Source organism: Chroococcus sp. FPU101 (assembly GCF_017312365.1).
GTDB lineage: Bacteria > Cyanobacteriota > Cyanobacteriia > Cyanobacteriales > Microcystaceae > Chroococcus.
This window is the reverse complement of sequence record NZ_BLJI01000004.1, coordinates 181,947-208,257: the sequence shown is the minus strand read 5'-3', so window position 1 is coordinate 208,257 and position 26,311 is coordinate 181,947. Positions and strand designations below refer to the sequence as shown.

The window sequence follows — 26,311 nt, the reverse complement described above, 5'->3', positions numbered from 1 at the left end:
TTGATCTTGACAAATTTAAAATAATATGTTAAGAAATTTTGATCTGATTTCCCGATGAAGGTACTCAATTGATCAAAAAATGAATAGACTAAAGATTGAGCCTGTTCAGTGATTCATTCAAACTTCATGCTTGCTTTATTGCAAATTAAAAATTTTACGTTAATCGATCAGCTAGAGTTAACCTTTAATTCAGGTTTAAACGTCCTCACGGGCGAGACAGGTGCAGGAAAATCAATTATTCTCGATGCGATCGATGTAGTATTAGGGGGTAAAGCAACTAGCCGTTTGATACGTCAAGGAAAGCACCAAGCAATGATTGAAGCTACGTTTCAAGTCAATTCATCCTTGCAAGAATGGTTAAACGCCCAAGAAATTGAACCCCTAGAAGATGGAAACTTAGTCGCGAGTCGAGAATTAACTCTCGTTGGCAACACTTTAAGATCACGTTCTAGAATTAATGGCGTTTTGGTGAACCGTCAGCAACTCTCGCAATTGCGCGATCGTCTTGTGGAAATTACGGCACAAGGACAAACCGTTCAACTCATGAACTCTACCATCCAGCGAGAGTTATTAGATTTATATGGTGGAGTAAGATTAAATCAACAACGCCAGCAAGTACAAGCATCCTATGATACATACAAAACGGCTGAACAAACGTTGAATAATCGTCGCCATTCCGAACAACAACGTTTACAAAGATTAGATTTAATTTTATATCAACTCCAAGAATTAGAAACAGTTGGCTTAAATGATCCAGATGAATTAAGTCAACTTGAACTTGAACTCGAAAGACTATCTCATGTAGTCGATTTACAGCAGTCTAGCTATCAAGCTTATCAACTTCTTTATCAAAACGATCGCGGTGAATTTTCGGTGACTGATTCTCTGGGTCAAGTAGAATCCATTCTAGTCAATATGGTTAATTATGATCCAGAAGTTGAGTCGATTTTAGAAATGGTTCATAGTGCTTTAAATTTAGTCGTTGATGCGGGACATTTAATCAATACCTACGGCGATCAACAAGAAGCAGATCCAGAACGATTAGCCGAAGTCGAGGAACGCATCGTTTTACTAAAGCGAATTTGCCGAAAATATGGCTCAACACTATCAGAAGTAATCACCTATTACGAAAAACTCCAACAAGAAAAAAACGAGTTAACCGATCAAGGTCAAACGATTGAAGAATTAGAAAAAAACTATACTGAAGCTGAAGAACGTTTAAAAGAAGCTTGTGCAAAATTAACTGAACACAGACAACAAGCCGCTAAAAAATTAGAAACACAGTTAGTCAAGGAACTACAACCCTTGGCCATGGATAAGGTCATTTTTTCTTGTCAAATTACCCCTTGTCCCCCGTCGTCTACAGGTGCAGATAGTGTGATTTTTTATTTTAGTCCCAATCAAGGGGAAAAGATGCAACCCTTGTCTAATACGGCTTCTGGTGGGGAAATGAGCCGATTTTTACTAGCCCTCAAAGCCTGTTTTTCTCAAGCCCAAGCTCAGTCAGAAACGCTGATTTTTGATGAAATTGATGCGGGTGTATCGGGAAAAGTGACCCAAGCGATCGCAGATAAACTCTACCAACTCAGTCAAACTCATCAAGTGTTATGTGTGACCCATCAACCTTTAGTCGCTGCGATGGCGGATGCTCATTTTAGAGTGGTCAAACAAATTATTGAAGAAACGTCGGTCTTATCTGAAGATTTATCAGAAATTCGGACGGTTGTTCGTGTGACTCCTCTCGATAGCCTCCAAACTCGACGGGATGAACTCGCTTTCTTAACTGGGGGACATTCGGCTGATGAAGCTCGTGCCTTTGCTGAATCTCTATTAATGAAAGCCGCGATGCAGAGAAAACCTCAATTAACTTAAAAAATAGGGGCTTGGCTCATCACCAAACCCCTACTTAATTTAAAAAACTAACACATTAGAATTTGAAAGTGGTACGGAGAACACCAACAAATAAAGTGTCATTATTTCCGCTACTTTCTGGATTAAAGATCACGTATGCGCCAGGAGTAACAAAGATATTTCGGGTGACAGGGATTCTGAAGCCAGTTTCAGCCATGTATGAAGTAGCTCCTCCTTGATAAATTTGCGGAGGCATACCACCACCAACCCAGAATAATGAGCCTTCAACAAAGAGATCGACTAAAGAAGCGTTAACGTTCCAAGTCCAAGCCTCTCTGTTATTAAAATTGACATCTTTATCTTCAGAATGAATGTTAGCGTAACCACCCCAAGCAGCTAAGTTAACAAAGGCGATTTTAGTACTGGCTTGTAGACCATAACGATCGGCATTCATCGGTGTATCAGAGAAGTATGGTAACTCTGAATTTACACTGGTAATATCACCAAACAAACCAGCATCTTGCTGATAGGAGTGAATGTAGGTCGCTGCCAGTTTCAAGTTGTTGTTGAATAAGTTCACGCCAATTTGTCCACCAGCAGAGTAGTTACCGTTGAATAAACCGTTACCTTCTGTTGGGTCAGACGCTTCACTTCCTAAATAAGCCGCCGTAATGCTAAAGATATCGTTACCAAATCGAAGAGCAGCACCAGCACCAGAAGGAGCGCGATAGAGTAGGTTGTTGTATCTTTGTCCACGAGAGAGCGCACCAATTCCGCTATCAGAGAGGAAGGGGTTACCTGTGTCAAAAACGTCATCTAGGTTTAAGCCACTCGCACCAACCCAAAGAGTGACAGGGCCAAGTCCAGTACGATACCACAAGTCATCGATCGTAACGTTATTACCAGTACCATCGTCGTAGGCGAGACGGGTCATATTAGTTCCCGTTACACCATCAGCATCGAAACGATTACCACCAAAGTTACCCGCTTGTAAACGAGTTCTTAGTAAATCTTTCCCTGTAAAGCTGGTTTCAAAGTTCAGACGAACCCGATCTTGGAATACGGTTTGACTCTTATCACTATTACTACCCACTGCATCACCAAATGTATCAGCAATACTGAAGATAACTTCCCCTTTTAGTTTGGTGGTGGTTGAGAATTGGTGATCTTCTAGGAAAGCAACGCGCTGTTCTAGGTTATCAACTCTGGCACCAAGAGCCGCTAATTCGGATTCAAATTCTTGAGCGAGTCTTTTGAGTTTATCAATGTCCTCACGTAGAACACCTACACCTTCTTGGATTAAGCGTTCCATCACGTTCAGACAAGCGTTTAAACCAGCTGCAAATTCCCAACGAGTTAAAGCACGGTTACCACGAAAAGTCCGATCGGGATAACCAACGATACAACCATAACGCTCGACTAGGCTACGGAGGGCTTCAAACGCCCAGGCGGTGGGTTCAACGTCACGTAGTTGGTTAACGCTGGTGACTTGGGACATCGGATTGTTATAGATGCCAGAATCAAAACGCTTGTTATTGTAGCGATTGATTTGATTTAATACTTCTGCTTCTGTAGCTGGAGCTTGAGGAGCCGCTTGAGCTAGTAATAAATCCTGGTTGAAAGAAACGTTATTATTCTTGACTTCTCTAGATTCACTAGGAGCCGCCAACGCATTAGAAGCCGCTAAAAATGAGGCACCTAAAACTAAGGGCGTAGCTTTGAGCAGGTTCTCTGAAAATTTGGACATAGAAAACTTAGACATAGTGTCAATCCTCACACCTAAAATGGATTGAATTTTATTTCAATTGTACGGCTTTTAGAAAAAACCATACCACTATTCTATGGGAAAACTTCCCAATTTGGATAACCTCGTTCAATTTTATGGAGTGATAACCGCCAAATCCTTATTCTACAAGCTTTTCGCCTTCTTCAAAGACTTCCTTTCTTACCTTATGCCAATTTAAAAAGTGTCACTCTTGTTTAAAATTCGTTTAACTCTTGAAAAATCTTGTATACCGTCTACACATGGCTTACTATTATTAGCTGAAGCATCATCCGAAGCATAGACCTTACTGTTAATTAATTAAGATTTTTTTAATACTTTTAACTATTTTAAAAGAGCAATCATCCATGCAAAAACCGCATCTAAGAATCGAGCAGAGGTGAGTCAATCACTTCAAAGTCTGATTCTTCTAGAGAAAGGATTAGCGGTTCGTTTGTGTTTTCTAGAGGATTATCCAGTAAACGAATTAACCAGCGTCCCGAAGACTCTTGAGCTTGGATATATCCTAAAATTCCTGCGGCATATTCAGGATGCAAAACTCGAATTAAGTTACCAACTCTGGGCATTTTGTAATTTTTTTGACAATCACTAGATTAAGCATAGATTAATAATAGGTTAAGAAGGTACAATAAAGAAAGGGATTCACAAAGGCTAACTGGGGTAGGGTCATGGACAATAAAAGAATTAAAGATGATTTTATTTGCCCAAGAAGTTCTTATTATGGGGATTTTTCTCCCGAAAACTTGGCGTTTAACGCAAATTTACAAGAATTTGCGAATCGAGTTTCGTTGATTGCGGGTTTACACACAGGCGGTAAGATGTCTACTCCAGACGCTTATCATCAAGTGAAACACCTTTGGCATGACTTAAAACGGAGCAAAAAGCATTTACAATTAAACTAAGTGTGAATCGGTCAAATAGGCACTTTCGGCTCTATTAACCCACAATGAGTAAAAAGTAGTATAATAAAAGATCATAGGTTCAGTCTATCTGAGTCAAACATTTGTGGTACCAATCTTATTGATCTAATGTAAAAAACCCTTCTTAATCCCAAGCGATTTCCAAGTCCTCAAACGACTTTAGCCTTAAGCTTTCTTTTAGTTTTTAACTTACAACAGACATCAGAATGAAAACCCCAGCAGATCAACGGTTTGACTATGTAAAAATCGGTTTAGCCTCTCCAGAAAGAATTCGTCATTGGGGCGAAAGAACACTACCTAATGGCATTGTAGTCGGAGAAGTCACCAAACCAGAAACCATCAACTACCGTACCCTGAAACCCGAAATGGATGGGTTATTTTGTGAACGGATTTTTGGCCCCTCGAAAGACTGGGAATGCTGGTGCGGTAAATATAAACGTGTACGCCATCGGGGGATAGTTTGCGAACGATGTGGCGTAGAAGTAACAGAATCTCGCGTGCGTCGTCACCGCATGGGTTTTATTAAACTAGCCGCCCCAGTCACTCACGTTTGGTATCTTAAAGGAATTCCCAGTTATTTAAGTATTTTGTTAGATATGCCTCTGCGGGATGTCGAACAAATTGTTTACTTTAATGCTTATGTCGTTCTAGAACCAGGTAACGCGGGAAATCTTCAGTACAAACAACTACTGACTGAAGATCAATGGCTAGAAATTGAAGAACAGATTTATGCAGAAGATTCGGAATTAGTCGGAATTGAAGTCGGAATTGGTGCAGAAGCGATCGAAAGACTACTTCAAGAAATCAATTTAGAAGAAGAAGCCGAAAAATTACGCGAAGAGATTGTAGACAGCAAAGGACAAAAGCGGGCTAAACTAATTAAACGCTTGCGAGTCATCGATAATTTTATCGCTACTGGCTCACTACCTGACTGGATGGTCTTAGGAGTGATTCCCGTCATTCCTCCCGACTTGCGCCCAATGGTACAACTTGATGGCGGACGTTTTGCCACCTCTGACTTAAACGATCTTTATCGTCGGGTGATTAACCGAAATAACCGTTTATCCCGTCTACAGGAAATTCTCGCCCCAGAAATCATCGTCCGTAACGAAAAACGGATGTTACAAGAAGCTGTAGACGCATTGATCGATAATGGTCGTCGAGGACGCACAGTAGTCGGTGCGAATAACCGTGCGCTGAAATCCTTATCCGATATTATCGAAGGTAAACAAGGTCGTTTCCGTCAAAACCTCTTAGGTAAACGGGTTGACTACTCTGGACGTTCCGTTATTGTCGTCGGGCCAAAACTGAAGATTTATCAGTGTGGACTACCTCGAGAAATGGCGATCGAATTATTTCAACCCTTTGTGATTCATCGCCTAATTCGTCTCAATATTGTGAATAATATTAAAGCGGCGAAAAAGATGATTCAACGAGGAGATCCAACAATTTGGAATGTTCTCGAAGAAGTCATTACAGGACACCCAGTTTTATTAAACCGCGCACCGACACTACACCGTCTAGGAATTCAAGCATTTGAACCCATTATTGTAGAAGGACGTGCCATTCAGTTACACCCCCTCGTCTGTCCCGCATTTAACGCAGACTTCGACGGTGACCAAATGGCGGTACACGTACCATTATCCTTAGAATCTCAAGCAGAAGCCCGATTATTGATGTTAGCGTGTCATAATATCCTATCTCCTGCGACGGGTCGTCCCATTGTGGCACCTTCTCAAGATATGGTGCTTGGTTGTTACTATTTGACCGCAGAAAACCCCAGTGCAACCAAAGGTGCGGGGCGTTATTTCGGTAATTTAGACGATGCCCTCAAAGCCTACGAACATGGATTATTAGAGTTACACGCTTCTGTATGGTTACGCCATGATGGGCCTGTGATGACCGATAAACCCGATACCGAAGTTTTAAAAACTGAAGAAATGACCGATGGAACCATTTGGAAGCATTATCGGGAACGCAAAGTTAGAGAAGATGAAAACGGTGAAGTGATTTGTCAATATATTCGTACTACCGCAGGACGAATTATTTACAACAAAACCGTTCAAGATGCCTTAGTTGCATAGGTATTGATTAAATATCTTAAAGACAGGGAGATCATTTCTTTCTCTGTCTTTTTTCTATGATCTTTTCTAGATATAATAGAATTCTCTAACAATAAGCGGGCGTAGTTCAGTGGTAGAACGTCACCTTCCCAAGGTGAATGTCGTGGGTTCGAGTCCCATCTCCCGCTTTTTAATCTAGTTTTGTACATTAAAGACTTATTTGTCCGAATCAGCTTTTTTAAAGACTTATTTGTCCAATCTTCAGTTAGATAAATGCTTGTAATTATGATGAATACTAGCATCAACAGATTTTAAACAAATGTTGAACAGTTAATTCTGACAGTTTTTTAAGTGCTTTAATTGAGTTTAAAGAGTTATTTGTCCGATCAGTAATTATGAACTACTTTAAGTCCATAGAATCAAAAACTGATAAGTTGCTCTTATCAGTTCAAAGAATTGGGAAGATGACGTTCCTTTCAACTTTTCGTTTGTTTTAGCGTTTGAGAGAGGATGATTGTGACAATAGTATTCAACATCTCCCAGTAGGGAAAGACGATTGAAACTGATTGAACGATAGCAGACTGGTTTTCAGTCTGAGCCTTTCAACATCTCCCAATGTGAGAAGACGATTGAAACTCAAAGTAATCACAAACGATGACGGATTCCCTCGTGTCTTTCAACATCTCCCAATGTGAGAAGACGATTGAAACACTTCCCACAAAGAGCCTTTATTCCACAATCTTTTTATCCTCATAATTGGCAGATCTCAAATTTTTGAGAATTTTCACCCCTAAAATCATGTATTGTTACATCAAGCGAACAAACATGAAATAGGCAAGACAAGGGATTTAGGCTTTTGACCAACCATCGAGCGGATTTCTCCCCCTCTTTAGGTTTGTCAGTGAACCTTAGAAAAGTTCTCCCGAAGGAGTGATTCAGTCCCGCCACTGAGAGTATGGCTCCCTCACTACCTGAGTTGAATGACATCAGATAATGATATGATCTTCGGTACGGCCTTCGTATCCTCTTCCAATAGATCTAACTGCATCTTGTCTGTGGAATCACAACGATTAACGGCTATTTTTCCTCAACGGACAAAGACTACCTTTTGCTGGGTGCAACCTATCAGCCTTATATAGAGAAATTCAGACTCAGCTTCAGGTGTGAGCAGGACTCTAGGGTTCAGAAAGTAAGATAAGCTAAGTTATCAAACAAACCCTGACTCCAAAGATGCAAATGCTTTTTACGGCATAGCTTTGGTGCTGTTATAGTTCAGATTATAGGCTCATTGGGCTGGAACCTTACTAGCTTCTTTTTGTTTTGTAATGAAGCTATAAACGAGTTCTCTGGCTTTGTGGTAGAAGTCGCCTTGAGTGGCTTGCTGAACGACTTCGATGTTGATTCCTGTAGAAATAGCTTTACTGCGAATACATTCACTCAGTTGTGCATAATTCCATTCGTTTATTTGAGTTAGGGGGGCGTTAATGTATTTTTCTTGAAGCTCTTTCTGTTTGGGAAATTTAAGTTCGGCTTTAACCTGCATTTCACACTGGATAATTTCTCGCTTGTACTTAAGGTCTGGCAGAATAATGGTACTTACTTGGTATTGTTGAGCAATTTCGATAATTTCAAGAGCGAAAAGTCGGTTAATGTATAGTCTTTGTTGAGCTTCTTCATGTAATTCTTGAAAAGCTTTGGAAGCTCCTCGTCTCTGTGCTTTATGACGTTCGTGTTGGCGACGATGTTTTTTTTGACGAAGGGCGACAAAACGTTGATAATCTGTAATTTCTTGATAATGATAGGTTAAAGCCTGTTCTTCAAATCGATTCAGAGGCGGCTGTTTGGCTTTGACTTTACGTTTCTTGCTTAAGAGTTGTCTGGGTTTTCGGTACGCTTGGACTTCGAGGGTAGAGATATCGATAATGGCAATGGTAACAACTTGTTCAAGTCCGATACTGGCTCCTAAAACGATATTAGGATTCCCCTGATAAATAGGTTTCTTGACAGGAGTGAAAACATCGTGATTTTCCAGTAGTTTGAGAGAGGTTTGATTGGATTTTAGACGAGATTGTTGTTGGGGGGATAGTCCGTTTTCTTGTAGTTTCTCTTTGGTTTCAAAGTTATCAATCGCTTTTTTCGTTTGAGCGATTTTTTGGGCTTTAACAATTTCTGTTCCTCCTTCAGTCCAGAGACGGGTATCGATAGAACAGTGCAGATGGAGATGATGGATGTTCCAAGGGCAAGTTTGAAGTAATAGAGGGTCTTTAGCTTTACCTTCCGTCCAAACTAAACGGGCAGAACGGAGCAGCATCAGACCAGTAGGGATGTGTTTCTTATGCTGCCGATAGAGTTCGGAATCTTGGACGAAGCGTTGGAAGATAGGCAGTTGTCGTCTATCGCACTGGATTTCAAATTCATAATCGTATCCTTCAATCATGCCGTGTAACTTCAGGACAATTCTACCTTGGGAATTGATAAACCATGTCAGGTCTGTATTACTGGGAAAGCTAACAGGATAGGAAAGGGGAAAGAATTTTCTGAGAATTTCTGCTTGAAGTTCTCTAAAGTCTTTGACTTCAGTGATGGGTTCTTGGGCTTTATCAAGAATATCAAACCAGTCATCAAAGTTGATACGACGACCCTTGGGAGTTTTGGCGTTGAGTTGTTCTTGCAGTTTTGCAGTGTAAATTTCTTTGCTTTTGCGTCTCTGTGCGTACTTTTGAGGGTCTTCAGGTGATTGAGGAATTTTGTAGTTATTTTTAATCAGTAGAGCGATGATACATCGTTTTAAGGGAGTTTTAGCAGTATCGTAGGCGGGGTAGAAGACATTGGACAGTTCTTGAAAGACCTCTTTATCGGTGGTGGGTGAGGGCTGGTTATTTTGCTGGCGTTCTTTCTCTAATTTTTCCTGGGTCTGTTTCAGGAGTTTTCCTGCTTTTTGGCATAGTTCGTTGAAGGTGACTCCACTTTGGGCTTGTAGTTCTTCATCGCTTTTCAATATGGCTAAGAACTGTTGTTTTTTTTCTAGGATAAATCGTTTGCGCCGTTGTACTTCAAACCACGATTGATACATCTCCTTGACCAGATTTTGGGCTGAAAGCGGAAAGCGACTGGGCATCTCCGAGTAGGGAGGCTCTTGTTTTGCGGCCTTGATGAAGGAATCGATGACAGTGGGAGGTATTCCTCCTTGGGATAACCATTTATCCCAGTCGGGATGGGCTTGAATGTGTTGTAGAAGGTTGTTGATGAGTTCAGTGGTCTGTTGCATCCAAGTCCAGAGTTGTTTTAGGGTGTCTTCGGATGCTTTGAGGAGACATTGAACGGTTCTTTCGGTGTTTTGGGATGGTTGGTCAGACATGGCTTTTTTCCCATATCCATCATGATAGTTCGATTAAACTGTTAAGTTTAATGGCTAACTTCTTTGAAAAAGCTTAATTTTTGCAGAAGTGAGCATTTTTAATGATTTTCTATTGTATGTAGCTTTTTCTGTTTTGAGAGAATAAAGCTTACCAATTCATGATATAACTTGTTCAAAGAACTTTTAGAAACATCGTTCTATAGAGCGATATCGGTGAATGTTTCACGAACAAGACAACTCTCTAGCCTGTTATTGTTGAAAGTTTCTCGATGTTATTCTCTATATGATTGTTATCAGGAAAGTTTTCGCAACCTTTGTTATAAAGCAATTGAAAAAGTTTATGTCATTGGTTTGCTAAGTAACTATATATTTTGATGGAGATATACGTAATGGCTGATGATTTTATAACTTGTAGTCAGGGGGCTTGTGAAGCTCGCTGTCGAAATGAGCCTGGGGTTGCCTGTGTGTGTGCAGGAGAGCCAGATGGAAGTTGTACATGCTACTGTGGCTATGGTTTTGCTGAACTTGAGTTAGTAAGTACAAACGAAGGAGCATCTGCACAAAATATTAATACAAAAACGGTTGACTCAGAGATTAGCATATGTATTCATGATGCTCCTCTAATAGCAGTTGCTCACCTTCTAAATAAGCAGTATTCTGGTTCCATAAAGGTTCCTGCAGAAAGAGTATTTTCAAGGACTACGCTAAGCCTGAAAAATGTATCTGTTGGTCATGTTTTAGATGCTTTAGGACTATCTAGTGACTAAAATATAAGCTCTTGTTAAATAGTGAAGTTTATATTGATACTCGCTTAAAGTGTTCAAATCATTGTAATCTGTTGAATGTTGAAACTTTAATTTTCTAAGTGACTTACCAAAGTAACAGCTTGTAACAGTATTGTAAGGTAGATGAGGGTATTGAATTTTTGCCCTCCATCACCAATTTTTAGCCTAAATCCCTTCGAGACTTGGAAGCGATATAACATAACAAAGTTCTAAATATTTCTCGAAGAAAAATTAGAAGGAATAAAGGATGAATTACATTCAGGATGTAAATGAAGATAGTCAAAGAAAAATTGTTGAGCAGAGCATATATCTACCCTGTACTAATAGCGATATTGAACGCCGAAAAATTATAAGTAATTTAATGATTAAACTTAGAACGCTATTAGGTGATGCTTGTACACAAATAAATCGTGAATTAGATTTAAGTCTACCTCCTAGTTGCTGTATTCAGAAAGTGATAGATAACTTAAAAATATCTATCACTTTTATTAAAGATCCAAAGTTAGACAATCAAGTTAAAGCTAAAATCGAAATCTTTTTAACTCAATCTATTGAAAAGCCAACTAATACACCTCCATGTTTTGGAGCATCTACCCTAAAACACCCTCAATTAATCGACCCTTTGAGTATTATTGTTGATCCACGAACAGCAGACCCCTTAGATCTTTTGAGTAAATATGTTAAAGCTTGTCAAGGAGATTAGAGATCGTGACGGCCAAAAAAGAAATACAGACAGTTTTATTTAGTTTTAAAGAAATCATTGACATAGCATACATAATCTAACAAAGCCTATGCACGTTGCTATAGAGTAATTATCTGTTAAGAGCTAAAGGTGATATATGAATAGGTGAAGGAGAATGTTAATCTCAATAACCCTTCTGCCATTTCGCCATCGACTTGAAGGGCATCCCACAACGCTTACACGCAACTTTGCCCCATTGTGACGGAATCGGAAATCGTTCTCCACAGCCAGGACATCGAGATAGCAACCTTAAGCGATGCTGTTCACACCCTGCCGTCGATTGAAACTGCCATTGCAAACGTGATAGGGCATCTCGGTATAACAAGCAGCGCATAGTCGAATCGACTCAGGATTGATAGTTTCTCCTATTGGTGGAAACAACAATCGTAACCTATCCATCTCCAAATCTATGATCTCCCCTAATCTAGCTAACTCATCCTCACTCGGTGGTGGATTAAAATAAAAACGCTCCCATCGCCCTAAAGTTGTCCCTAATTTAAGCTGTCTACTCAAAGCTGACAATTTAGCAATACTCACCGATTCCTTCCGCATCCAACGTCCTAGATAATGGCTGATACTCTCACCCTCATAATGCGGTAGATAGCGAATCGATCTTTGTAATTCTTCCTTTTCCATCGAAGTCTCCTAAAATTATCGCTAATTTATTCATGTCGCCTCGTAATCAAGACTTAGAGCCTTAGTAACGTTGAAATGATTAATTTGCGCTTTCGGATGTTTTATGTACCATGTCACCACTTCCCGCAAATTTTCATACAATAACCTCAGTTTTCCCTCGGAAGCTTGATGTAATTTTCTGACAATTTCCTGGTTCTCGGCAAGCTTCATCGGTTTTGTGCCTATTAAGGCTAAACTTTCCCACTTTTCAACAATTGTTATCGTATCTGCCAAAGATAAAGTGTAGTAACTACATCTTTGTCTAAACGTATCATTAATACAGACAAACTTTTCTTTTTGACTGACCGATTTTGGATCTAAAGTACTATCTAAACGAGGCAATCCTGCTAAAACTACCGAAATATCTAAATGCTTAAAAATCGTCATCAATTCATTAAACTCAGCATAAGATAAATAATGAGCATTATTAACGATGATATTTTTAACTTTATAGTCTTTGAGTGTTCCTCGGACTCGTTTTCTTAAATCTCGCAATGTTCCAAACAGAAAAGGATTTGATAAAAATAACAGAATGGATAACAAAATATCTTTTTCGGTAAACTTCTCTTCTGCCTCAAGATAAACCACAGAAGCAGGAACTTGAATCAATCCTCCTTTTCGTCTAGTGTTAGCTTCAGAATAAACAGCTAATGCTTTAGATAATCCTAAAGTATCCAACGTTCTGACTTTTCCACAGATTCTCAAATCTCGCCAATGATTCAAACAATCAAATAACTCTAGATCTCTTGCTAATCCCACATAAGGAGAAATTTGCCCAATTCGTTCAATCTCTTGAAGTTGCTCTAGGGTAAAATTTTGCTGCTTTCTGATAAAGTCTTGTGAATTGGCTACAGAAGACTCACTTACTTGTTTTTGTTTCGCTACCTTCGTTTGAGCCATCGTTTTTTACCAATTACTCTCGAAAAAATCATCTAAATCAGGAATGACAAACAGTACAGGACTCGCTTCAATTAAGTTTCCAGGCGCAGATGTGTCCTGTTCATAGCAGACTTCATCTTCTTCTTTTAACGACTCTACATTTTCTAATTCTTGAGCTTTTGTATTCTTAGATGGAAATGGAACAACATTAGATGAACGAGTTTCTTGATTAATTCTGTTTTGCTCTTCTCTTCGTAACTCTTGTGTTTTTGGCTTGCTTCTTTTTCTCTTTTGTGCGACTTTTTCATTAGAAAAAGACATTAAATCTTTTCTCTCTTGTAGGAGAGAGGATTGGTCAAGATTTTCCTTTCCTTCTCTTCTCTTTTTCTTGATGATTTCCCATTCCTTAAAAGAGAGTTGTTCTTCCCTTCTATCCCTGACCCGAACAGTCCCTAAATACTGAGATGGCTGACCATCAACTTCTGCCGTATAAACCAACACTTCGATGATATTGTCAGGATTGTACCTCAACACTACACTAACTCTTTGTTTTAAATAGGGTAAAAGGAAATTATCTTTCACGCTGTAATACGGTAATCCTTCCTCATCTTTGACCCATCCTGCTTGATAGATTAGTCCAAAACAGTTAATCGTTCCCCTGTCTTCTATGTTTCTGGGTTGACTTTCTTTTAATAAACAGATATCTAACTCTCTTTCATTAGGAATTTTTGGTTTTTCCTCTAACCCTTCATGCCACATCATCAAGCGCGTTTTATCTTCTTGTCGCGGATAGGAATGATAAAGGTGATGGTCAACTACAAACCGAACTAATATTTGTTCATATTCTTCAAAAGTTAGACAAGCCCATTTCTCCGCATCATGAGGACGTTCTTGAAGATTCCCCCCTTTGTATCCAGGCAGTAAAGCCGCTACTTCTGTTTTAAAATTCTTAAACGGTCGTTCTACTGCGGCTCCTTGTTCTACATACGCTCGATATCGTAGTTTAATATCTAGTTGACTGGCAATACGTTTAAGATGTTCTGAATGGAATTCTTTGGCATTGTCGGTTACAAGATATTCAGGAAGACCATACACTTCCCATTCTTTCCGAAGATTGTACTCTGAGCTATATTGCTTGGGAAGGATGGCATGACGTAAGGCTAATCCAACTTCGTGAGAACCTGCTGCATCAAATCCGAGATGAAACCCCATTACGCAACCTGAATAGGTATCGACGACAGATGTAATATTTAAACTTCCGACTCTTTCCCCATTTATATTTACTAATAAGTTATCTAAGCGGGTATGGTCTATCTGCCAAACTAAATTACTACGATTGACAACGATTTCTTCAAATATTTTCTCTTCTTTACTATGTTTGCAATAGCATTTAATAATGATGTCAGGGCCTTGACAGGGACGACGGATTCTCGGCTTTTTATCTGGTGTAAGAGGTTCTAAAATTTTGTAGACAAAGACATGAGATGGGTATTCTCCTTTCTTTAAACCTAAATCTAATTTGGCATGACTTTTCAGTAGTACGTGAACTTGATGCGCTGAAATCCGACGACTGGCTTTAATTCCATTGTTATAAGTATCCTGTATGTACCTAGTCCAATAAGCGATTGCTTCTTCTCTACTTTCCCATTCTTCTTGGCGGTTCTTTTTCCATTGAGAAGACCCCATTAATCTGCCATCATCACTACGCTTTTGACGAGCTAAAGCAGCTAGTCCTTTTTTATCGACATTATTTATGAGCCTAGTAATTGTTCTTTCGCTTTTATCTAGTTTCTTCGCCCATTGTTTGATAAGCTTTTGCTTATCCTGACGACTAGCTTGCCTGATTTCAATAACTGCTTGATATTTCATTAGAAATTCTAGCTTTTCACTCGCATCTTCAAAAGATTCTTCGAGGATAAGATAGTCTTTCTGTGATAATAATTCTTGTTCTACCTGTTCTAGGGTTGACGAAGAACTCATAAACTATACTTATGAAAAAGGAGACAGTTTTGGCAAAAAGGACAAATAAGTCTTTAAACAATTGTCCCTTACTTGGGGAAAAAGAACAAATTCGTTTTCCAACCGCTTAAATGAGTATGGGTAAACTAATTTTGCTTGTATCGTCTATACTGTAAAGGTTTAGAGTAATTTTGTCTTGGACAAATAAGTCTTTAAAAAAGGGACAATTGGACAAATAAGTCTTTAATGTACAAGTTTTGAGTTAAATCATAACATCAGATGACAAACACTGAAACATTAATATTATTGATGATTTTGTCAAAAATATGCATAAGAGCGCGAAAATAAGAATTTAGAATCTGCTACGCTACGAATAAAAAATGTCGCATTCTTTACCCGATCAACGGTGGTTCATCGCTCAAGCTAATCTAGAAGGGGTTGAACATTTAGTGCAAAGTACAGGGTTATTTCCCCTCGTCGCTCAAGTTTTATTGAACAGAGAGATCCGTACTTTAGATTTAGCGCATACTTATATTAATCCTGAAACACAAAATTTACCCTCTCCTTTAACTGAATTTCGGGATCTGAAATTGAGTGTAGACTTATTAGCTGAAGCGATCGCTACTCAAGATAAGATTATAATCTGTGGTGATTATGATGCAGATGGCATGACCAGTACTGCATTACTAATCCGAGCTTTCACCCATTTAGGGGCTGATGTTGATTATGCCATTCCCTCCCGTATGAAGGAAGGATACGGAATTAATACGCGAATTGTTGAAGAATGCGCCGATGCAGGTGTTGGAATGATTCTGACGGTAGATAATGGCATTTCAGCGTATGAACCGATCGCACGTGCTATAGAATTAGGATTAACGGTTATTGTGACGGATCATCACGACCTACCCGAAATGTTACCGCCTGCCGATGCTATTCTCAATCCTAAATTACTTTCTCCACACTCCCCATATTTAGGTTTAGCAGGTGTCGGAGTTGCATATATTCTTGCTGTCAGTACCGCGCAACACTTAGGGAAATTACAGGGATTGACAGATCAACTCTTAGAACTATATACACTAGGTACAATAGCAGATTTAGCCCCATTAATCGGGGTAAACCGTCGCTGGTTAAAACGGGGTTTAAAAAAACTTCCTCAATCTAAACTAGCAGGGGTACAAGCATTGATGCAAATGTCGGGAGTCAGTGATGAACAAAAACAAGTCAAACCCGATGATATTGGATTTAGATTAGGCCCTAGAATTAATGCTGTAGGACGTATCGGTGATCCGCAAATCGTAATCGAACTCCTGACGACTGATGAAGCTGGAATAGCCTTAGAAAGAGCGATGCAATGTGAACAAATTAACCGTCAGCGTCAAATATTGTGTGAACAAATAGAATTAGAAGCGGTTCAACTGGTCGAGGAGACACCAATACCTTGGAAAAACGATCGGGTTTTAGTCGTGGTACATCCAGAATGGCATCATGGAGTAATTGGAATTGTTGCCTCTCGTTTGGTGGAACGTTATGGGGTTCCAGTTTTTATCGGAACTTATGAAGAAGGAGATGCTACTAAAATTAGAGGATCAGCCAGGAGTATACCAGAGTTTCATGTTTTTGAAGCTTTAGAATTTTGTCGAGATATTTTGGGTAAATTTGGGGGACATCAAGCAGCAGGAGGGTTCAGTTTACCCAGTGACAATCTAAATTTATTTAAACAGCGTTTAAGTCAGTTTGCTCATCAATGTCTTAAAAGTGAACATCTCAAACCTTTAGTTAAAATTGATGCCCAAGCTAATTTTAATCAATTAAATACTGCACTCTATCAACAAATTGATAGTTTACAACCTTGGGGAATTGGGAATGATTTTCCTGTGTTTTGGACAGAAAATGTGAGAGTGACGGAACAGCGAATTGTCGGAAAGAATCATTTAAAAGTGACTTTAGCACAAGAGGATGGTAGTCAAATCAAAGCGATCGCTTGGCGTTGGAGCCAATATTTTCCACTTCCATCTCGCCTTGATGTCGCTTACAAACTCCGTGAAAAGTATTGGAATGGGAATATAGATATTGAATTAGAAATTGTGGGAATACGATTACCTCAAATCAATAATAATGGAATTCAAAAAGCAAGTTTTCAATACAAGGGACGAGCTTATAATTGTAGTCTATGGCAAGAAATAGACGAATTAAGGATTAGAAATGAGGAAGGAAAAGTTTTATCTATTCGTCGGGGACATCGTTCGGGTTTATTAGGAATGAATCGAGAAACGGCTGAATCAGTTGATGTGACACAACCTCATTATTATCAATTAATTAAAGAAGCTTTAGCCGCTTTATCCGTTTAAAAATTCGGCTATTTTTTCGATTAAGAAGACTCCTGCTACAGAATTACCTTTTTCATCCAGAGGTGGACTGTAACAAGCAATAATACCCTGTTGAGGGACAATAGATAACATCGCACCACTAACCCCTGATTTGCTCGGAAAACCCGTTTTTGAAGCAAACGTTTTTGAATCTTCATACAAACCGCAATTCAGCATAATTTCTTGTACGATTTGGCGTGTTTTGTCTTGAATTTTAGAACACTGAATTATCATCAATCCTATATTCGCTAAATCAGTAATATTTCCTGACAGACAACATATTTTTTGATAAGTATCTAGAGCATTTTCAGGATTTTTGATTGCTCCTCTTTTAAATAATTCATCTACTAAAGCTTGATTTTTAGGATTAGGTAAAGAGCGGACAGATTCAAGCATATCTTCATCTAAAAAAAGCTGACTGCCACTATAATGATTTAACCACATTAGTAAATATTCACAGCCATCAAGGGTATATTCTCCTAATAAACCCGCTAAAGTAATCGCACCACTATTAATCATAGGATTTCTGGGAAAACCTTGATCTAATTGAAGTTGACTTAAGGAATTAAACGGATAATCAGATGCTTCAGCCCCCACTCTTTGTAAAATAAATTTATTACCTAACTGATTAAGTAAATAAAGCAATAAAAATACTTTATTGACACTCATGAAAGAAAAAGTTTTAGATAAATTGCCGTTTGAAAAATGATAATTATCAAAAGTTTGGATGGAAAAAATAAATTCATTTGGATCAGCTTGACCAAGCAAGGGAATATATTTAGGTAACTTACCAAGATGTGCTTTTTGTTTAGCTTGCTCTACCCATTCATTAAGTTGCTCTTGAGGAATTGAATTAAGAGGTTTAGTCATATAATTGTGGATAAAATTAAATCGGCAATTTCACAAAAACCCTGACACTCAGCTTGATGAGTTATATATTTAGGATGATATTTCAATTGGGGTAAATAATGGACAATATTGGCGACACCGACTGAGTTTTGAAATAACACTGGATTGAATAAAGATTCATCATTGAGACTATCACCGACTGTAATAATCTCTGATAAACTTAGGTGAGGAAAATACGTTTTTAAAACTTGTATCAGACAATTTGCTTTATTTTGCTGTAGTGGTTTGATATGACATTGAATTGTACTATAAGTAAAACTCCAGTTCTGTTCTAGACAAATCTGATTAATTTTTTCCAGTTCAGATAAAGTTAATCCAGCTACTTCAAAAGTCCAGTCAGTCAGACGAAACGAATTATCTAAAGATTCTGTGAGATGGGGAAAAAATGTTTTTAATTCTTCAAATATTTTTGCTAAAGCCTGACGATGTTCGGTTAAATTTTTAAGAGAAATGTAAATCTCTGGATCATCATGAGAAGATGGATAATATAAACCGCCATTTTCTGCAATAGCACCGACAACAGGTAAATAGGTTCTGATGCCATCTACCCAACCTGCTGATCGTCCAGTAACAATTAAAACAGCAATTTGATATTGAGCCAACTGTTCTAATTTTGCTAGTAATCTTGTACTAAACTTTTCCGATTGAGTCAGTGTTCCATCTAAATCAGTAGCAATTAAACGAATTTGTTTCAAGTCAGCATTTTTGATAGACAAAGGCTGCATAAATAAAAAAATATGAATAAAATGTACTTATAAATTAGTTCGATTTAACGGGCGATGATTGCTCATGACTCGAATAAATCGGACTAGATTTTAAGTTTTGTTCACTAGAAATATCTAGATTTAATTGAGATTTAACCACAATCCAAGCCCCCGTGTTTGGATCACGGTAAGTGGTGAATGGATTAGGTTGTAGGGGTTCACTTGAGACTCTAGCCATTTTGCTCGTCAAGATATTGCCTTTATATCTATAGTAGTATGGTTAAGAATACGCAAGGTGATAAAAATGCACTCAAAACGGTGATTATTATCACTGAAAGGCTATTTGCGTAAATTTACGGATAGATCGGTATTTTCAAAAACTAAATTGTATCCATCAAAAGTAAAAAAAGCTGTAAGATAATCACAAAGTAATCTAGTCCCTATGACTCGGTTTTAAGATAACCTCTGATTGATGGAACTTCAATGGCTACTCATATCGTTACAGGTGTTGCGGGTTTTATTGGCTCTCATTTGGCAGAAACTTTGTTACAGCAAGGAGAAAAAGTTATTGGAGTCGATCAATTTAATGATTATTATGACTCCAATCTGAAGCGAAAAAATGTAACTTTACTACAGCAATACCAAGATTTTGAATTGATTGAAGCTGATATTCAACAGCTAGACTGGCTAACTCTTCTTAAGGATACTGAAACAATTTACCATCAAGCAGCCCAGGCAGGGGTTAGAGCAAGTTGGGGGATGGGCTTTCGTCATTATACCGAACGTAATATCAACGCGACACAAATTATTTTGGAAGCGGCTAAAGAAACAAAAACATTAAAACGATTGGTTTTTGCTTCTACTTCTTCAGTCTATGGCAATGCTGAAACTTTGCCCACACCTGAAACCATTTGTCCTCAACCTGTTTCACCCTATGGAATTACAAAACTGGCCGCCGAACGTTTATGCTGGCTATATCATCACAATTTTGGTGTTCCTGTAACTGCTTTACGCTATTTTACCGTTTATGGCCCGCGTCAACGTCCTGATATGGCATTCCATAAGTTTTTTAAAGCAGCTATTTTAAAAGATTCGATTCCCATTTATGGTGATGGTAAACAAACAAGAGATTTTACCTTTGTCAGTGATGCTGTAGCTGCAAATTTAGCGGCAGCAACTTGTAAAGAAGCGATTGGAGAAGTGTTTAATATTGGTGGTGGTAGTCGTGTCTTTTTATGCGATGTTTTAGATAAAATTGATGAAATTGTCGGTTATCCGATTACAAGAGATCATCAAGAGCAAGCGATGGGTGATGCACGTCATACGGGTGCAGATACGACTAAAGCTAAACAATTAATTGGGTTTAATCCTCAAGTTTCTCTAGAGGAAGGTTTAACAAAAGAATGGGAATGGATTCAAGGATTGTATCAATAATATGTTAGGGAGTTTTTTCCTCATTTATTTTCGTTTCCACAAACGCCAAATCAAACCTAAACTAACTAAAAAATAACCCGAAGTGAGTAACCCATTCAAATACAGTAATCTTAAAGTATAGGTTGGGAGTGTCAAACTAGAACTTGTCCATAATAAAATATAAGCGATCGCCCACGATAACGTTATCGTAACTGATATTCGACTAATCGACTTTTGTGCTGAATTTCCTTGACGGTGGTAAAGTGTCCATATGGCAGGTATCCAACCCACAACAGGAAGGAGATAAAGCATCAACTGGAGTTTATTAAGTTTTGTTTCGTAAAAGGGATCAGAATTATTCATCATCTTGAGTTTAAGGGTAAAAAATGACTTCCTATTCTAAGAGTTCCCTAACTGCGATCATTCTTGCAGGGGGTATCAGTTCTCGTATGGGACAAGATAAAGCTTTACTCAATATTAAGGGAATACCGCTACTGCAAAGAACTTATACTGTTGCTAGTGACTGTGCATCTGTAGTGTATGTTGTCACTCCTTGGATTGAAAAATATACCTCTATTCTTCCTCCATCGTGCCAGATGATTCAAGAAAATACACCCACTCAAGGCCCTTTAGTTGCATTTTCAATCGCTTTAACCCAAGTGAAAACAGAATGGATACTGTTACTCGCCTGTGATTTACCCTTATTAACAAGTGATGTAGTTCAGCAATGGGCAAATTTTTTACCTAGCGTATCAGATGATGCAATTGCCTATCTTTCCAAACAAGATAATCTCTGGCAACCTTTATGTGGATTTTACCGTTATAGTTGTCTTGCCTCACTCCAAAATTTTATTAAACTTAACGGACGTTCTTTTCAAGGATGGTTAAGTCAATCTAATGTACAGCATTTAATCGTAAGTGATCCAGATGTGTTACTCAACTGTAATACTCCAGAAGATTTTAACTTTATAACCAAACAATTAGAAAATAAATCATAAAAGATAAAATACTAAATGTTAAAAATACGGCTATTGGACGCGGAAGATTAGTAATTTGAGTATAACCATTTTTCAGATTATAGCCCAGATAAAGCACTAAAATAACAGTCAAAGTTAATAAAACAGCCTCGGGTAATTGAGTTGGGTTTAGATTTAAGTAAAAGATAATAGAAATCAATAAACTTGTAAAACCACCTAAAAAAACGTCACTCGCTAAATGTCCATAACTTCTTGATAGTATTCTTCCTAAATTAGATAAAACTGGAAGTAAAACAAAAGAGCATAAACCTAAAACTATTTTATTTAATGTTGGTAGAATTACAATCGCATTCCAAATCACTAGACCCATTAATCCATAAATAATACCTATCATTAAAGCTTGAGTTTTAGACAAACTCATAAAAGCTAATAATAATCCATCTAAAGGATGTTTAATGATTAACCATGATGCCGAAATAAATTTGTATAAAATCCCTAAAGTATGCTCAAATATATTTTTAATCCACTGTTTTTCCGTTTTTTCCTTCTGCTTCAGTAAACTATCGATTTTTCGTTGTAGAGTCGAAACATAATGAAACTCTTGATTTTTTTGATAGAGATTCACTGCAATTCTAAAATCATTAATGGATTGTGAGTAATTCTCTAATTCTTCATAAGCTAAACCTCGATGTTGATAAAATTGAGGCTGGTTAGATAATTGAATTGCTTTCGTATAAGCATCAATCGCAGATTGCGTATATCCCAAGCGTTGACGCGCTAAACCCAAATAATAATATGCTTGATCAGAATTTGGATTAATTCTTAAAATGGTTTGACAATCTTCTAAAACAGAACTATCTTTATATAACTGATAATAAACCTCGGCTCTTTTAAGATAAGATGGCCAATAATTCGGATTTCTTGCAATAACTCGATTATAATATTCTAGTGTATTTTCTAATTCTTGATCGTAAACTTTTTCTGGCTCAGTTTGATAATTTTCTACTGGAGTATTAATTTTTAGATCATATTCTTGACGAAGTTCTGAATCGCTTAAAATTTCGTAAGCTTGACAAATCTTTTTAAATTGTTCGGTTGCTGTTGGTTGATTAGGGTGTAAATCTGGATGATATTGACGAGCTAAACGACGAAATGCTATTTTTATTTCTTGTAACGTGGCATCTTGAGGAACTTTAAGAATTTCGTAATAATTTTGAGGGTTAGCCATCGATTTCCGTTATGCTCATTAATAAGACTTAGTAACTTAAATTAAATGGTTTAATCATTTCGCTATGAAACCGAAATTTAAAACGATTCTGGCATGGGAACAAGCGCAAATATTGATGCAACCTGCTTTTATTAGAGTAATCGATAATATTCGTAAAGAATTAGAAAACACAACTTGGCAAGGAACCTATCAAGAAATTCAAGAGCCATACCCTATATATAAATTATCTTTAACGAAAAACAGTAAATCAGTCATTGTAGATATTTGGGATCTGTGCTACCAAGTTTGTTTTCTTGATTATAATTTTAGTCTAAATCAAGAAAATCAGGATAATCCAGAGTTTAGCCAAGACGTTGATATTGATCTAACTTTACTCGATGATACTGGAGAGGTGGATTGGCAGGGTTTAGAAACCAAAGCGCAACGGATTGTAAAACAGGTTTTTTCCAGTTTACCAATTTCATAGAAAATTGGGCTTGGTAATCAAGCCCCTACATTCAATCTTCTCTATTAGACTTTAAATTTCTCAGTAATTCGTCGCATTGCTTCTTCGACATTTTCTCGACTATTAAACGCTGAAATACGAAAATAGCCTTCACCTGCTGCGCCAAACCCAGAACCAGGGGTACCTACAACATTAGCAGTATGCAGTAATTTATCAAAGAAATCCCAACTGGATAACCCGTGTGGTGTTTTGACCCAGACATAGGGTGCATTTATACCACCATAGACACTTAAACCTGCTTCTGTGAGTTTTTCCCGAATCATTTTAGCGTTGTCCATATAAAAGCGAATCAAGTCTTTAACCTGTGCTTTTCCTTCATCGCTGTAAACGGCTTCTGCGGCACGTTGTACGATATAGGATACGCCATTAAATTTAGTAGACTGACGACGGTTCCAAAGCTTCTGAAGTTCGACATCCGAACCATTTCTAGCTTTCCCTGTTAGGGTTTTGGGAACAACCGTAAACGCGCAACGAGTACCCGTAAATCCTGCGGTTTTAGAAAAAGAACGAAACTCGATCGCACAATCTCGCGCCCCTTCAATTTCATAAATCGAATGAGGTAGATTAGGATCACTAATAAAAGCTTCGTAGGCAGCATCAAAAAGAATAATTGAGTGATTCTCCCTAGCATAATTCACCCAAGCTTGTAAATGTTCTTTGGTTGCGGTTGCGCCAGTAGGATTATTAGGAAAGCAAAGATAGATTAAATCGACTTTTTGTGTCGGGAGTTGGGCGGTAAAGTTATTTTCTGCTGTAATGGGAAGATAAACAAACCCTTCATACTCTCCCTTGTCGTTGACTTCTCCAGTATGTCCCGCCATCACATTCGTATCTACATAAACAGGATAAACGGGATCAGTCACAGCAATCGTGTTATCGTCGCCAAAAATATCAAGGATGTTTCCCGTATCGCATTTTGAACCATCAGAAATAAAAATTTCATCCGCATCAACCACACACCCGCGAGAATGAAAGTCATTTTCTGCAATCTTTTCTCGTAACCAAGCATAACCTTGTTCGGGGCCATATCCTTTAAAAGTATTGCGCGATCCCATATCTTCGACAGCTTGGATCATTGCGGTTCGACACGCTGCGGGTAAGGGTTCGGTAACATCTCCGATCCCAAGACGAATAATTTTAGCATCTGGGTTCGCTTGAGCAAATGTATTAACCCGTCGTGCGATTTCTGGAAATAAATAGCCAGCTTTTAGTTTAAGGTAATTATCGTTAATCGTGGTCATGTTTTCTGTTGTACACATCTCTTATGATCAGCTTACTGGATCAGTGTGCCACTTGTCTTGACTATTGATCTAATCATTAGAGAAAAGACGATGACTCTAGATTCTAGAAGTCTACCTACAACTTTATCGGAATTACATCACGAAATTTACTGATTATCAATGTTTATCAAGATTTTTTCAGACTTTTGTCGAATTTTGCTGATTAATCTATCTCATTGTTTTTGAGCCGTGAAAGATAATTTTATTCTCCTCTCGTTTAGGAAAGGGCGTTTGGTGAGGTGGAGCGGGTTAGGAGGAAAATTCACCTCAATATCTATATTTTGTCTAATGAAATGATTTCTGAGTTAGCATGATTAAAGTAAGATTTGATACAAACTATGAACATTGGTACTCTTTATGGAATTAGTGTAGGAACAGGAGACGCAGAATTAATTACGGTTAAAGGTTTACGATTATTACAACAAGTAAAAACGGTAGCTTTTCCGTCTGGAATGAATAATAAACCAGGAATTGCAGAACAAATTATTAAATCTTGGTTACTCTCAGAACAAACTCAATTGGCCCTAGAATTTCCCTATATTCAAGACGAACATTTATTACAACAAGCATGGGAAAAGGCAGCTAACGAAGTTTGGAACTATTTAAAATTAGGACAAGATGTTGCTTTTGCGTGTGAAGGAGATATCAGTTTTTATAGCACCTTTAATTATCTTGCTCAAACGGTAGCACTCAATTATCCTGAAGTCAAAATAGAAATGATACCTGGTGTTTGTTCCCCTCTTGCTGCTGCATCTGCATTAGGAATTCCATTAACCAAACATCATGAAAAAATCGTTATTTTACCTGCCTTATACACCATTCAAGAGTTAGAATCTGTTTTATTGTGGGCTGATGTTGTAGTATTGATGAAAGTTAGTTCAGTTTATCAACAAGTTTGGACTATTTTAAAACAGTTGAATTTATTAGAGACAAGTTTTATTGTAGAACGAGCTACTTGTTCTAATCAGGTGATTTACAAAGATTTAAGCAATTATCCTGAGTTAAAATTGTCCTATTTTTCGGTGTTAATTATTAAAGGGTCTGGCAAACCAAACCCTATATCTTAAAATATTATCTAAGGTTCAACACGAACGGTATAAGGAAAAGAACCTTGCTCAACATTAAACCATTTTTTCTGTATTTCTTGATGATTTGGGCTAGTAATAACTTGATTGATAAATTGTTTCCATTTAGGATCATTTTTCGGCAAGATACAGCCATAAAGTTCTGTTGTCATCGGTTGTCTTGGTGTTAAAGCAAATTCTTTAGGATCATTGCCATTTCGCACCAGTTCCCCAATTAATAAAATACCATCACTTGCCACCGCAGCAACTTCACCCGTTTTAAGTTTTTCGACTCCTTCTGAGCGACTTTTGACGATTTTCCATTTAGCAAACGGATAAATTTGACGAATGATTTGATCAGTTGTTGTATTTGGAATATAAGCAATTGGAACATTTTCTAATGTACCATTAACATCGAATTTTGGTGCCTCTTGTAGTTTAATAAGAAACTGTGAACCAGTCATAAAATAGGGAACCGAAAAATCAATTTTTTCTAACCTCTCTTGTGTCATGGTTGTCGGATCACAAATCAAATCAACTTTTTTACTTTGAATATTATCAAAGCGGTTATCTACAGTCGATTCAGTTAATTTGAGTTTAACAGGTCGATTTAATTCTTTTTCTAATTGTTGACGAATTAATAAAATTAAATCTAAAGAATAGCCCGTCCATTGATTATTATTATCAATGTAACCAAAAGGAATCGCATCTTGGCGAGTAGCGGCGTTAAGTTCCCCAGTTCGCTTAACTTTCTCTAAGATAGTTTCAGCAAAAACTTGTAGAGGAAATAGAAATAAAATTAGAAAAGCGAGTAGAGTTTTTTGGTACATTGGGTTTGTTAAAGTATGTT

The 26,311-nt window shown here is 37.8% G+C and carries 23 protein-coding genes and 1 tRNA gene; 11 read left to right on the top strand and 13 right to left on the bottom strand.

Annotated elements, in window-relative coordinates; all coding sequences use genetic code 11:
• Positions 1-126: 126 nt before the first annotated feature.
• Positions 127-1,872: a DNA repair protein RecN gene (gene recN, locus CFPU101_RS06955; RefSeq protein ID WP_206814592.1), complete on the top strand. Its 1,746-nt coding sequence runs from the start codon at positions 127-129 to the stop codon at positions 1,870-1,872.
• 55 nt (positions 1,873-1,927) lie between these two features.
• Here the strand turns inward: recN and CFPU101_RS06950 are convergent, their stop codons facing one another.
• Positions 1,928-3,598: an iron uptake porin gene (locus tag CFPU101_RS06950; protein ID WP_206814637.1), complete on the bottom strand. Its 1,671-nt coding sequence runs from the start codon at positions 3,596-3,598 to the stop codon at positions 1,928-1,930.
• 398 nt (positions 3,599-3,996) lie between these two features.
• Positions 3,997-4,200 carry a hypothetical protein gene (locus tag CFPU101_RS06945; protein WP_206814591.1) on the bottom strand — a complete coding sequence of 68 codons (204 nt, stop codon included), beginning with the start codon at positions 4,198-4,200 and terminating at the stop codon, positions 3,997-3,999.
• 102 nt (positions 4,201-4,302) lie between these two features.
• Between CFPU101_RS06945 and CFPU101_RS06940 the strand changes: the two genes are divergently transcribed.
• The 3 genes from CFPU101_RS06940 (at position 4,303) to CFPU101_RS06930 (ending at position 6,805) form a co-directional block, all read left to right on the top strand.
• The gene (locus tag CFPU101_RS06940) at positions 4,303-4,536 is read left to right on the top strand and encodes a hypothetical protein (RefSeq protein WP_206814590.1); all 234 of its coding nucleotides are present in this window, start codon (positions 4,303-4,305) and stop codon (positions 4,534-4,536) included.
• A 224-nt stretch (positions 4,537-4,760) separates the two neighbouring features.
• Positions 4,761-6,638 (top strand): DNA-directed RNA polymerase subunit gamma, encoded by a 1,878-nt coding sequence (locus CFPU101_RS06935; protein WP_206814589.1) that lies wholly within the window; start codon positions 4,761-4,763, stop codon positions 6,636-6,638.
• A gap of 95 nt (positions 6,639-6,733) precedes the next feature.
• Positions 6,734-6,805, top strand: a tRNA-Gly gene (locus CFPU101_RS06930).
• 1,097 nt (positions 6,806-7,902) lie between these two features.
• Here CFPU101_RS06930 and cas12k read toward each other — a convergent pair.
• Positions 7,903-9,975: a type V CRISPR-associated protein Cas12k gene (gene cas12k, locus CFPU101_RS06925; protein ID WP_206814588.1), complete on the bottom strand. Its 2,073-nt coding sequence runs from the start codon at positions 9,973-9,975 to the stop codon at positions 7,903-7,905.
• Positions 9,976-10,364: 389 nt separating this feature from the next.
• On the opposite strand from cas12k, the gene CFPU101_RS06920 reads away from it, so the two are divergent.
• Positions 10,365-10,742 carry a hypothetical protein gene (locus CFPU101_RS06920; RefSeq protein WP_206814587.1) on the top strand — a complete coding sequence of 126 codons (378 nt, stop codon included), beginning with the start codon at positions 10,365-10,367 and terminating at the stop codon, positions 10,740-10,742.
• A 265-nt stretch (positions 10,743-11,007) separates the two neighbouring features.
• Positions 11,008-11,463: a hypothetical protein gene (locus CFPU101_RS06915; protein ID WP_206814586.1), complete on the top strand. Its 456-nt coding sequence runs from the start codon at positions 11,008-11,010 to the stop codon at positions 11,461-11,463.
• Positions 11,464-11,751: 288 nt separating this feature from the next.
• On the opposite strand, the gene CFPU101_RS06910 is transcribed toward CFPU101_RS06915, so the two are convergent.
• From CFPU101_RS06910 to CFPU101_RS06900, 3 genes are read right to left on the bottom strand one after another with little or no spacing between them, the layout of a single operon-like run.
• Positions 11,752-12,138 carry a hypothetical protein gene (locus CFPU101_RS06910; protein ID WP_242577805.1) on the bottom strand — a complete coding sequence of 129 codons (387 nt, stop codon included), beginning with the start codon at positions 12,136-12,138 and terminating at the stop codon, positions 11,752-11,754.
• Positions 12,139-12,168: 30 nt separating this feature from the next.
• Entirely contained in the window at positions 12,169-13,077 is a 909-nt protein-coding gene (locus CFPU101_RS06905; protein ID WP_206814585.1) for an AAA family ATPase, read from the bottom strand.
• Between the two features lie 6 nt (positions 13,078-13,083).
• The gene (locus tag CFPU101_RS06900) at positions 13,084-15,036 is read right to left on the bottom strand and encodes a DDE-type integrase/transposase/recombinase (RefSeq protein WP_206814584.1); all 1,953 of its coding nucleotides are present in this window, start codon (positions 15,034-15,036) and stop codon (positions 13,084-13,086) included.
• 359 nt (positions 15,037-15,395) lie between these two features.
• Between CFPU101_RS06900 and recJ the strand changes: the two genes are divergently transcribed.
• A complete protein-coding gene (gene recJ, locus CFPU101_RS06895) occupies positions 15,396-17,363 on the top strand; it encodes a single-stranded-DNA-specific exonuclease RecJ (protein ID WP_206814583.1) in 1,968 nt (655 codons plus the stop codon).
• On the opposite strand, the gene CFPU101_RS06890 is transcribed toward recJ, so the two are convergent.
• Genes CFPU101_RS06890 through CFPU101_RS06880 form a run of 3 tightly spaced genes read right to left on the bottom strand, consistent with a single transcriptional unit; the run spans position 17,352 to position 19,232 of the window.
• Positions 17,352-18,251, bottom strand: coding sequence for a glutaminase (locus CFPU101_RS06890; RefSeq protein ID WP_206814582.1), 900 nt, complete (start codon positions 18,249-18,251; stop codon positions 17,352-17,354). The two genes, recJ and CFPU101_RS06890, sit on opposite strands and share 12 nt — an antisense overlap.
• Entirely contained in the window at positions 18,248-19,015 is a 768-nt protein-coding gene (locus CFPU101_RS06885; protein ID WP_206814581.1) for an HAD family hydrolase, read from the bottom strand. The genes CFPU101_RS06890 and CFPU101_RS06885 overlap by 4 nt, the downstream gene beginning before the upstream one ends.
• Before the next feature lie 34 nt (positions 19,016-19,049).
• On the bottom strand, positions 19,050-19,232 hold the full coding sequence (locus tag CFPU101_RS06880; protein ID WP_206814580.1) for a hypothetical protein: 183 nt from the start codon (positions 19,230-19,232) through the stop codon (positions 19,050-19,052).
• Between the two features lie 245 nt (positions 19,233-19,477).
• Between CFPU101_RS06880 and CFPU101_RS06875 the strand changes: the two genes are divergently transcribed.
• Positions 19,478-20,428 carry an NAD-dependent epimerase/dehydratase family protein gene (locus CFPU101_RS06875; protein WP_206814579.1) on the top strand — a complete coding sequence of 317 codons (951 nt, stop codon included), beginning with the start codon at positions 19,478-19,480 and terminating at the stop codon, positions 20,426-20,428.
• Positions 20,429-20,452: 24 nt separating this feature from the next.
• Here CFPU101_RS06875 and CFPU101_RS06870 read toward each other — a convergent pair whose 3' ends face one another.
• Positions 20,453-20,773, bottom strand: coding sequence for a hypothetical protein (locus CFPU101_RS06870; RefSeq protein WP_374191934.1), 321 nt, complete (start codon positions 20,771-20,773; stop codon positions 20,453-20,455).
• A 20-nt stretch (positions 20,774-20,793) separates the two neighbouring features.
• Between CFPU101_RS06870 and CFPU101_RS06865 the strand changes: the two genes are divergently transcribed.
• Positions 20,794-21,405 (top strand): molybdenum cofactor guanylyltransferase, encoded by a 612-nt coding sequence (locus CFPU101_RS06865; RefSeq protein ID WP_206814578.1) that lies wholly within the window; start codon positions 20,794-20,796, stop codon positions 21,403-21,405.
• On the opposite strand, the gene CFPU101_RS06860 is transcribed toward CFPU101_RS06865, so the two are convergent.
• A complete protein-coding gene (locus CFPU101_RS06860; protein ID WP_206814577.1) occupies positions 21,374-22,612 on the bottom strand; it encodes a J domain-containing protein in 1,239 nt (412 codons plus the stop codon). The two genes, CFPU101_RS06865 and CFPU101_RS06860, sit on opposite strands and share 32 nt — an antisense overlap.
• Positions 22,613-22,676: 64 nt before the next feature.
• Between CFPU101_RS06860 and CFPU101_RS06855 the strand changes: the two genes are divergently transcribed.
• Positions 22,677-23,078, top strand: a complete 402-nt coding sequence (locus tag CFPU101_RS06855) for a hypothetical protein (protein WP_206814576.1) — start codon at positions 22,677-22,679, stop codon at positions 23,076-23,078.
• A 44-nt stretch (positions 23,079-23,122) separates the two neighbouring features.
• On the opposite strand, the gene CFPU101_RS06850 is transcribed toward CFPU101_RS06855, so the two are convergent.
• Entirely contained in the window at positions 23,123-24,358 is a 1,236-nt protein-coding gene (locus tag CFPU101_RS06850; RefSeq protein ID WP_206814575.1) for an LL-diaminopimelate aminotransferase, read from the bottom strand.
• Positions 24,359-24,735: 377 nt separating this feature from the next.
• On the opposite strand from CFPU101_RS06850, the gene CFPU101_RS06845 reads away from it, so the two are divergent.
• Positions 24,736-25,464 carry a precorrin-2 C(20)-methyltransferase gene (locus CFPU101_RS06845; protein WP_206814574.1) on the top strand — a complete coding sequence of 243 codons (729 nt, stop codon included), beginning with the start codon at positions 24,736-24,738 and terminating at the stop codon, positions 25,462-25,464.
• An 8-nt stretch (positions 25,465-25,472) separates the two neighbouring features.
• Here CFPU101_RS06845 and CFPU101_RS06840 read toward each other — a convergent pair whose 3' ends face one another.
• On the bottom strand, positions 25,473-26,291 hold the full coding sequence (locus tag CFPU101_RS06840; protein ID WP_206814573.1) for an amino acid ABC transporter substrate-binding protein: 819 nt from the start codon (positions 26,289-26,291) through the stop codon (positions 25,473-25,475).
• Positions 26,292-26,311 lie beyond the last annotated feature (20 nt).